Below are 8,268 nucleotides of genomic sequence, written 5' to 3' on the forward strand. Positions count from 1 at the left end.
GGAGAATGCCGAGCTAGAACGACCCCAGCGCCACCGGGCGGAACGCCTGCAGCAGCTGCTGGTCGAGCTTGCCGCCCATGCCTTCCATCATGGTGAAGGCGCGGGAGTGCGTGAAGGGCATGCGGTAGGCGCGCTTCTCCACCAGGGCCGCGTAGATGTCGACGATGGTCGTCAGCCGCACGATGTCGCTGATCTGGTTCGACGACAGGCCGTTGGGATAGCCCGAGCCGTCGAGGAATTCGTGGTGATGCAGCACGACGTCGAGCATCTCCGGCGGGAAGCCGCCTTGGGCGGCGAGCGCGTCATAGCCGCGGCGCGGATGCTGGCGGACCTCGGCCATCTCCTCGTCGGTGAGCTTGCCGGGCTTGTCGAGCAGCACGGAGGGAACGAAGGCCTTGCCGACGTCGTGCAGCAGCGCGGCACGGGTCAGGCGGCGCTGGTCGTCCTCGCGCATGCCGAGATGCTGGGCGAAGGAAACTGCAAAGCCGGTGACGAACAGGCAGTGCCGGTAGCTGCCGACATGGTGGCAGCCGACCGTGGTGAGCCATTCCCGCAGCGAGGAGTGCTTGATCGCCTTCAGGATCTTGCTCTCGGCGGCGATGACGTCGTCGAAAGTCAGGGGCACGCCGAGCGGCAGCTTCTCGAACATCTTCTTCAGCACCGCATGCGCCGCCTCGACGCCGCGGTTGAGGGTCTTGCCGCGATCGGTCGCGTCATAGGTGGCGGTGTCGGGAAACGCGGCGCGGATGCGCTGCAGGATGGCGTCGGGCTGCAGCGGCCGTGAGATCGTGTCGGTGGCGCCAAGCGCCCACGCCTGCATGGTGCCGTGGTGCAGGGCGTCCGCAAGCACGAACAGCCGCGGCATGGAGCGATAGGCATCGCCGCGCAGCTTGTTGCGGACCCGCTGCACGCTCTCGGGCGAACGCAAGTTGATGTCGACGACGAGGCCGGAGAGATCGCGCGCCGGCTGCTCGGGGATGTCCTGGGTGGTCACCGTCGAGACCTCACCGACCGCCTTCAAAATGCTGGCGAGCTCGGTGCTCTCGTCGCTCCGGTCGGAGGCGAGCAGAAGCCGGCGTTTGGCGGCGGTTTTGGCTGGCGCGTTCATGGCTTCCCCAAAGGCACGGGTCGGGATTTGGCGTCAGCCTAAGCCGGATCAGGTTCTCTGGCCCTTAAGAGGCGTGCTCAACGGAACCCTTCAATATTGGGAGCAATTTTAGGGAATCCGGGTTCCGGGACCGGAACTCAAAAGCGATAAAAACAACCCCATGCACAGTAGGACGGCCATTGTAAATGCTGGGCTTTTTCGAACGCCGGCGTGAGGGCTATCGAGACACATCGGGTTCATGCGCATGGGCGTGTCGCGCGACCGAAATCATCCCGGCTAGAATGAATGCGAAACAAGAAGGATGGGAAACAATGCCTGGGATCAATCGGGACGGCGTCGGCATCTACTACGAAGTCCACGGCGAGGGACCGCCGCTTCTGCTCACCCACGGCTACTCCTCGACCTCGGCGATGTGGCACGGCCAGGTCGATGCGCTCGCGAGGGATCACAAGCTGATCCTGTGGGACATGCGCGGCCACGGCCAGTCCGATTATCCCGATGATCCCGCGGCCTATAGCGAAGCGCTCACGGTCGGCGACATGGCAGCGATCCTCGATGCCGTCGGCGCGCCACGCGCCATCATCGGCGGCCTTTCGCTCGGCGGCTACATGTCGCTCGCCTTCTATCGCGCCTATCCGCAACGCGCTCGCGCGCTGCTGATCATCGACACCGGCCCCGGCTTCAAGAAGGATGATGCGCGCGAGGCCTGGAACGCACGGGCGCTCGCCACCGCCGACAGGCTCGACCGCGAAGGCCTCGACGTGCTGAAGCAGGCGACGCGCGAACGCGCCACGGCCAGTCATCGCAACGCCAAGGGTTTGGCGCTTGCTGCACGCGGCATGCTGACCCAGCGCGATGCGCGCGTGATCGAACTGCTCCCTGATATCAAGGTGCCGTCGTTGATCGTGGTTGGCGCCGATGACACGCCGTTCCTCGCCGCGTCCGACTACATGGCCGCCAAGATCCCAGGCGCACAAAAGGTCGTGATCTCCGCCGCTGGGCACGCCGTCAACATCGATCAGCCCCAGGCTTTTGTTGACGCGGTCGCGCCTTTCCTGAAGAACTTGCCGGGATAGGCCAGAAGGATCTTTGGGCATGAAGCGGGCGATGGTGGTTGCGGGCGCCGTATTGCTGTCGATGTCTGCGCAGGCCGAGCCGTTCGGCACCGTGCCGCCGCGCCAGCCTTTCGTCACCACATTGTCGAACAACACGCCGCTCGCCTTCGGCATGGATGCCGAGCAGACCGCGCGCGCTCTCGGGCAGCCCCTGCAATATGTGCGCGGGCGCCCCGGCAACGAGATCTACCTCGCGCTGCGCAATCTCGGCGGCAGCGGATTGATCCCCTATCGCCATCGCCTGTTCCTGCAATTCCGCCACGGGCGGCTGGCGGGCTGGAAGGAGGACTACGGCGAGAACTGGATGTGGGAGTGAGGGCGGAGCACAACTGCCTCCCCTCATCCTGAGGAGCTTGCGCAGCAAGGTCTCGAAGGATGAAGGCCCCGCTATTGCTTCTTGGCCTTTCATCCTTCGAGACGCGCGCGAAGAACGCGCTCCTCAGGATGAGGAGCGGGCGCAGAAATTTCGGATCGACAACCAAGAAGGACAACCCGCGTGGGACAGGACATCAAGCTGACGGCTTCCGACAATTTCCAGCTGGGCGCCTATCGCGCCGATCCCGCCGGCACGCCGAAAGGCGCTATCGTGGTGATCCAGGAGATTTTTGGCGTCAACCATCACATCCGCTCGGTCTGCGATCGCCTCGCCAAGGAAGGCTACGTCGCGATCGCGCCGTCGATCTTCGACCGGACCACGCCGAACTTCCAGTCGGGCTATACGCCCGATGAGATCGCCGAGGCGCGCAAGTTCGTCGCCAATCCGGACTGGGCCGCGATGCTGCGCGACACGCAAGCTGCGATCGATGCGGTGAAGACTGTCGGCCCCGTCGGCATCATCGGTTTCTGTCTCGGCGGCAGCATCGCCTTCGTCGCGGCGACGCGGCTCTCGGGACTGAAGGCCGCAATCGGCTATTACGGCGGCGCTGTCGTGCGCTTCGCCGACGAGACGCCGAAGGTTCCGACGCAGCTGCATTTCGGCGAGAAGGATGCCGGCATTCCGCTGACCGATGTCGAGACCATCAAGACCAAGCGGCCGGACGTCGAAGTCTTCATCTATCCCGGCGCGCAGCACGGCTTCCATTGCGACGAGCGGCCGAGCTACGACAAGGCGAGCTCCGACCTCGCCTGGCCGCGCGGCATGGAATTTTTCGCGAAGCATTTGAAGTAGCCACCGCTGTCATTCCGGGATGCGCCGCGAAGCGGTGCAGGCCCGGAATCCATCAAACGGCTGAGTTGGTGGCGGAATGGATTTTCAGGTGCGCAATTGCGCACCATAGCTCGCGCTGCGCGCGCCCCGGAATGACGAGAGGAGAGAGCAGGAATCGGGTGGCTGCAGCCTGACGCCCGGCGATAGAGCTTGCCGATCAAGCCAACTCACGCCGGGAGACCGCCATGCAGCAAGCCATCACGCACCTCATCATCCGTAATCCGTTCGGAACCATGGACGTGCCGGAGCCCGACGATCCAGAGGTCATGGACTATGCCGCGACGGCCGCGCTGGCAGGCGATGCGGAAGACGATAACGCGGCTCATTGGGCAACCATTGCCGCGCCCGATCCCCTCGAAGGCGTCTGGGCGAGCCGCTGGAACGGCGGCGCCGATCCGACCATTGCCGGCGATATGCCTGACAAATGGAAACAGGGGCGAGCGGAAATCCGCATCGCCGGAAGCCGGATCTATCTGCGCTTCGACTGGGACAACGGCCGCCGACACGGCCTGATCGACGCTGCGCGCGACGGCGCGCGCCTGGTCGGGAAGTACATCAACCTGACCACGCCGGCGATCATGCGGCCATGGGTTGGGCGCGTGGTCGATGCTACGCGGATCGACGGATGCTTCCCGAACGGACGGCTCGATTTTCGGAGATGAGCGCGGACGTAGCGCGCTCTTCTATCCCGCCGTCATTCCGGGGCGCGCGAAGCGCGAACTCTGGTGCGCAATTGCGCACCTGAGAACTCGAGATTCCGGGTCTGGTGCTAACGCACCATCCCGGAATGACGGCGAATTTCAGAACCAGCGCTCGCCGACGAACACGGTGTCGCCCGGCGCCAAGGGTGTGCCGAGCGGCACCACGGCGCGCATGGCGCCGCCGTTCTCGCTGTGCGTCACGGTGACCACGTCGCGCTTGGCGCGCGGCGAGAAGCCGCCGGCAATCGCAACCGCGCTTTCGACCGTCATGTTCGGCACATAAGGATATTGGCCGGGCGCGGAGACTTCACCGAGAATGAAGAACGGACGATAGGTGTCGATCTCGACCGCGACCGAGGGTTCGCGGATGTAGCCGTTGCGCAGGCGCGCGCCGATCTCGCCGGCGAGCCCTGCGGTGGTGCGGCCGCGCGCGGGCACCGCGCCGATCAGCGGCATGGTGATGGAGCCGCCGGCATCGATGGCGTAGCTGTTGGTGAGACCTTCCTGGCCGTAGACCACGACGCGGAGCTTGTCGCCGGCGTCGAGATGATAGGAGGCGTCGTAGCGCACCGGCCCCGCCATCGGCGCGGCGTAACCGACCGGCATCGGCGCGGAGGCAAAGGAATTGCGCAGCGCGCCGATGGCGCCGCCGCCGTCGGCGACGACGACAGGCTGCGGCGTGCTGTAGGGCTGGCCATAGGCCATCGCGTCGAGATCGGGGCGCGGCTGTACCATAGCGACGGGGCCGGCAGTCTGCATGCAGCCGCCAAGGGTCAGCGCGGCGGACGCTGCCAATGCAACTGCCGAGATCGACGATCGAAACGCGCGTGCAACCGGCACCGGACCTGTCCCTCGAAACGAGATGGCTCCAGTGATGCACCGGTTATGGTTAATAAAGCGTTGAGCGGGGGGCATCAGTGACGGTCGCACCCTCCCCTGGAGGGGGAGGGTCGATCGCGCGAAGCGCGAGCGGGGTGGGGTGATCTCTCCGCACGGGCGGTGTGGACGTGGAGAGACTGTCACCCCACCCCGTCTCACATTTTCGCTGCGCTCAATGTGAGCCGACCCTCCCCCTCCAGGGGAGGGTAAGCGACACCTCGATCGCGGCTGACTTACGCGCTCACGCCGACGCCGATCGGGCAGGACACGCCGGTGCCACCCAGGCCGCAATAGCCGGCGGGATTCTTCGCCAGATATTGCTGATGATAGTCCTCCGCGAAATAGAACTCGCCGGCCGGCGCGACCTCGGTGGTGATGGCGCCGAGACCTTTTGCGGCGAGCGCCTTCTGGTAGAGCGACTTCGACTCGTCGGCCGCTTTCTTCTGCGCATCCGAGTAGGTGTAGATCGCGCTTCGGTACTGCGTGCCGACGTCGTTGCCCTGACGCATGCCCTGCGTCGGGTTGTGGCTCTCCCAGAACGTCTTCAGCAGCTTCTCGTAAGAGATCTTCTTCGGATCGAACACGACCAGCACCACTTCGGTGTGGCCGGTGCGTCCCGAACAAGTCTCTTCATAGGTCGGGCGCCGGCATAGCCGACAGCGGTCGTATGGATGCCATCGCCGAGTTCCCAGAATTTGCGCTCGGCGCCCCAGAAGCAGCCGAGGCCGAACACCGCCTGCTCGAGGCCGGCAGGATAAGGCGGCTTCAACTTGCTGCCGTTGACGAAATGGATGGTCGCGGTCGGAATGGCCTGCGCACGGCCCGGCAGCGCTTCAGCTGCGCTCGGCAATGCGGTGGTCTTGCGCATGAACAGCATGATGGGTCTCCGAAACGAGCTGGCCGTCGCGTGAGCCAGATGCTCAGGCGGCGTGCTCGCGATCAGGTGGGAATATAGGTGTTTACGCAGGAAGGGGCAGCGTTGTTACGCCGCGCTCTCTGCCTCAATCCCGGCGGGAATTGAAGATCAATCCCTGGAATAGCCGATCAGCGGCTTGCGCGGCCGGAACAGGACCATCAGCAGGATGCCCAGAATGCCGAGGACCGCAAAGACCGGCTGGTCCAGCACGAGGCGGATCACCGAGGTCCAGAGCCAGGGCGCCTTGGCCTCGACCCAGGTCCGGAAGGCGGTCTGGCTGGCCTGGTTGATGTCGTTCCAGAATTGGCCGAACCGGGTGAACTTGAGGGTCTGGTCGGCGACCCAACGGGCGCCGTCATAGACCATGAAGATGAACCCGCCGGCGAGCAGCAACAGCCCAATCAGTCGGAAAAAGCCGCGGATCATGCCTCACCCTATACGGTCGTCCGATCGGACGAGCCCTGGAAATGCCGATGAAATGCCGCCAGCCAATAGCCGGGGGACGGCAGAAATTCAACCTGTTCAGGGCGTTACGACCCCCGTTCGGCCCGCCTGAGGCCTGTTTTCCAGCCCGGAAAGCGTTGACGGTGCCACAGACCCTCTCTATAAGGGCGCCAACTGGCGGTGGGCGCAATCCTGCCGCCGCTGTTCTTTGAGCGGTTGCAGGCTTTTTGAGCCTCATGTTCCGGGAACGGCCCAGCAACCGAACACCCTAAATCCGAGCGTCGATTCCGCGGTCAAGCAAGCCGGCGCTACCCGACCAAGACGCGACCGGTACCCGCAAAGGATATTGAGACCATGGCCAATACCACTTCCGCCAAGAAAGCGACGCGCAAGATCGCCCGCCGCACCGCCGTCAACAAGTCGCGCCGCACCCAGATGCGCGGCGCCGTGCGCACTGTCGAAGAAGCCATCGCGACCGGCGACCGCGCCGCCGCCGTCAAGGCGCTGGCGAATGCCGAGCCCGCCCTGATGCGCGCCGCGCAGCGCAACATCATTCACAAGAACAACGCCAGCCGCAAAGTCTCGCGCCTCACCGCGCAGATCGCCAAGCTCGCCAAGTAAGCTTGCAACTAAACTTGCAAGTGAGCTCGCAAGTGAGCTTGCGACATCATCTGATCGGTTGATCCGATCAGCACGACAAAGAGCCCGGCATCGCGCCGGGCTTTTTTGTTGCCTGTCATATTCACGCAAGCGGTCACGCACCTCGCAATCTCCACGTGGAAGATTTGCATCGTGCGCACTATGATGCCTTCCGCGGTTCTACCTGCGGGTGATTTTGCAACAGCGGAAACTTTCACCGCGTTGCGAAAAACCCCTGCGGCGCGGGGCTAAGATGAATTCTCGCGCGGAAAAGTTCTGCACACCGTAGATTCACCGGGTTGCTGCCACAGGTGGAGTTACCCTGTGAAACGAGACTCAAAAAACGATGTCTCGCTAATCACTTATCGACATAGCTGCGACAAGCATTTGGAAAATTCGCTCGCGCGTCGGGTGCGTGACGCTTTTGTAAAAATTTTTTGGCGTTGGCGGGGATTTGTCACATGAGGCGCCGCATTTTCGAATCTGTGCACGAATCCAAAAACTTGCTTCAGAGCCTGTGCACAAGTCCCGCGCGGCGTTAACCGAGGTCAAGTTTTTTGATGCCTCAAGTGTGAATCAATTCCGTTGCGAGTCTTTCCGCTTAGTGTATTCCTTAAGTCGTTCGCGGCGCCCACGATCTTGAGACCAGCGCGGTATCGGAAACGGGGCGAGCGTGCAAATCGGCGGCGGTGTGCACGTTGGCGACGCTTCAACAAGCGATTGTCGGTACAAAACCCATAGCGATGTGGGAACGGTAGCTCTTTGTCTGAATGTCTCCAAGCGGGATCTCAAGCACCCCGCTCGCGCCAAGCGCAAATGAGAGACATCTTGCAGCTACCCCGATATTTGTGATGGCGAAGCCGAACGGACGACTAGTGCAGACGGGCAGGCATCCGCGACAGGTATACGGCGCGGTTGTCTTTTACGCAGGACCTTGCCGTGAGCGATCACGGCAGGACGGGGAGGGTATCATGTCCTACGGATTCAACGCGGTATTGACTCAAGTTCCATCGTTCGACGATGCCGTTTCCGATCCGTCCTGCGTTCAGCCTCCTACATGCACGGGCGCGTCGAGTACGCGCTGACCTCGCGACCCCTCCATCAAAGACATCGCTGATCTGACCCGCGGCGCTTCGCGCCGAACGGTCGAGCCATGCCTGACGATGGACTCGCTCGAGGTCGCGTCATCCGGGGATTCCGGCAGGAACCCTGCATGGCGCTCACAAATTCAATCTGAGCTCTCAAGAGAAGTTTTGACG

General features: G+C 63.4%; 8 protein-coding genes and 1 pseudogene. 5 read left to right on the forward strand and 4 right to left on the reverse strand.

Annotated features, from left to right (window positions below; translation table 11 throughout):
- Window positions 1-13: 13 nt before the first annotated feature.
- Entirely contained in the window at window positions 14-1,108 is a 1,095-nt protein-coding gene (locus N2603_RS44690; protein ID WP_260387228.1) for an HD-GYP domain-containing protein, read from the reverse strand.
- A 311-nt stretch (window positions 1,109-1,419) separates the two neighbouring features.
- Here N2603_RS44690 and N2603_RS44695 point away from each other — a divergent pair, with 311 nt between their 5' ends.
- The 4 genes from N2603_RS44695 (at window position 1,420) to N2603_RS44710 (ending at window position 4,092) form a co-directional block, all read left to right on the forward strand.
- Window positions 1,420-2,184, forward strand: a complete 765-nt coding sequence (locus N2603_RS44695) for an alpha/beta fold hydrolase (protein WP_260387229.1) — start codon at window positions 1,420-1,422, stop codon at window positions 2,182-2,184.
- Between the two features lie 19 nt (window positions 2,185-2,203).
- Window positions 2,204-2,539: a hypothetical protein gene (locus N2603_RS44700; protein ID WP_018644244.1), complete on the forward strand. Its 336-nt coding sequence runs from the start codon at window positions 2,204-2,206 to the stop codon at window positions 2,537-2,539.
- 180 nt (window positions 2,540-2,719) lie between these two features.
- Window positions 2,720-3,391, forward strand: coding sequence for a dienelactone hydrolase family protein (locus tag N2603_RS44705; RefSeq protein ID WP_260387230.1), 672 nt, complete (start codon window positions 2,720-2,722; stop codon window positions 3,389-3,391).
- Window positions 3,392-3,615: 224 nt separating this feature from the next.
- Complete coding sequence (locus N2603_RS44710; RefSeq protein ID WP_260387231.1) at window positions 3,616-4,092, forward strand: hypothetical protein; 477 nt, start codon at window positions 3,616-3,618, stop codon at window positions 4,090-4,092.
- Between the two features lie 138 nt (window positions 4,093-4,230).
- Here the strand turns inward: N2603_RS44710 and N2603_RS44715 are convergent, their stop codons facing one another.
- From N2603_RS44715 to N2603_RS44725, 3 genes and pseudogenes are all read right to left on the reverse strand, one after another.
- The gene (locus tag N2603_RS44715) at window positions 4,231-4,971 is read right to left on the reverse strand and encodes a polysaccharide biosynthesis/export family protein (RefSeq protein WP_260387232.1); all 741 of its coding nucleotides are present in this window, start codon (window positions 4,969-4,971) and stop codon (window positions 4,231-4,233) included.
- Between the two features lie 272 nt (window positions 4,972-5,243).
- Window positions 5,244-5,887, reverse strand: a pseudogene (gene msrA, locus N2603_RS44720) (peptide-methionine (S)-S-oxide reductase MsrA).
- Between the two features lie 147 nt (window positions 5,888-6,034).
- A complete protein-coding gene (locus N2603_RS44725; protein WP_018644239.1) occupies window positions 6,035-6,352 on the reverse strand; it encodes a hypothetical protein in 318 nt (105 codons plus the stop codon).
- Window positions 6,353-6,724: 372 nt separating this feature from the next.
- Between N2603_RS44725 and rpsT the strand changes: the two genes are divergently transcribed.
- The gene (rpsT, locus tag N2603_RS44730) at window positions 6,725-6,991 is read left to right on the forward strand and encodes a 30S ribosomal protein S20 (protein WP_027563963.1); all 267 of its coding nucleotides are present in this window, start codon (window positions 6,725-6,727) and stop codon (window positions 6,989-6,991) included.
- Window positions 6,992-8,268: the final 1,277 nt, after the last annotated feature.

Origin of the sequence: Bradyrhizobium huanghuaihaiense, from assembly GCF_025200885.1 — a bacterium.
Classification (GTDB): domain Bacteria; phylum Pseudomonadota; class Alphaproteobacteria; order Rhizobiales; family Xanthobacteraceae; genus Bradyrhizobium; species Bradyrhizobium huanghuaihaiense.

Excerpts from the sequence above, each read along its gene's own strand:
- N2603_RS44690 (WP_260387228.1), bottom strand. The coding sequence starts at position 1,108 with ATGAACGCGCCAGCCAAAACCGCCGCCAAACGCCGGCTTCTGCTCGCC.
- N2603_RS44695 (WP_260387229.1), top strand. The coding sequence starts at position 1,420 with ATGCCTGGGATCAATCGGGACGGCGTCGGCATCTACTACGAAGTCCAC.
- N2603_RS44700 (WP_018644244.1), top strand. The coding sequence starts at position 2,204 with ATGAAGCGGGCGATGGTGGTTGCGGGCGCCGTATTGCTGTCGATGTCT.
- N2603_RS44710 (WP_260387231.1), top strand. The coding sequence starts at position 3,616 with ATGCAGCAAGCCATCACGCACCTCATCATCCGTAATCCGTTCGGAACC.
- N2603_RS44725 (WP_018644239.1), bottom strand. The coding sequence starts at position 6,352 with ATGATCCGCGGCTTTTTCCGACTGATTGGGCTGTTGCTGCTCGCCGGC.
- rpsT (WP_027563963.1), top strand. The coding sequence starts at position 6,725 with ATGGCCAATACCACTTCCGCCAAGAAAGCGACGCGCAAGATCGCCCGC.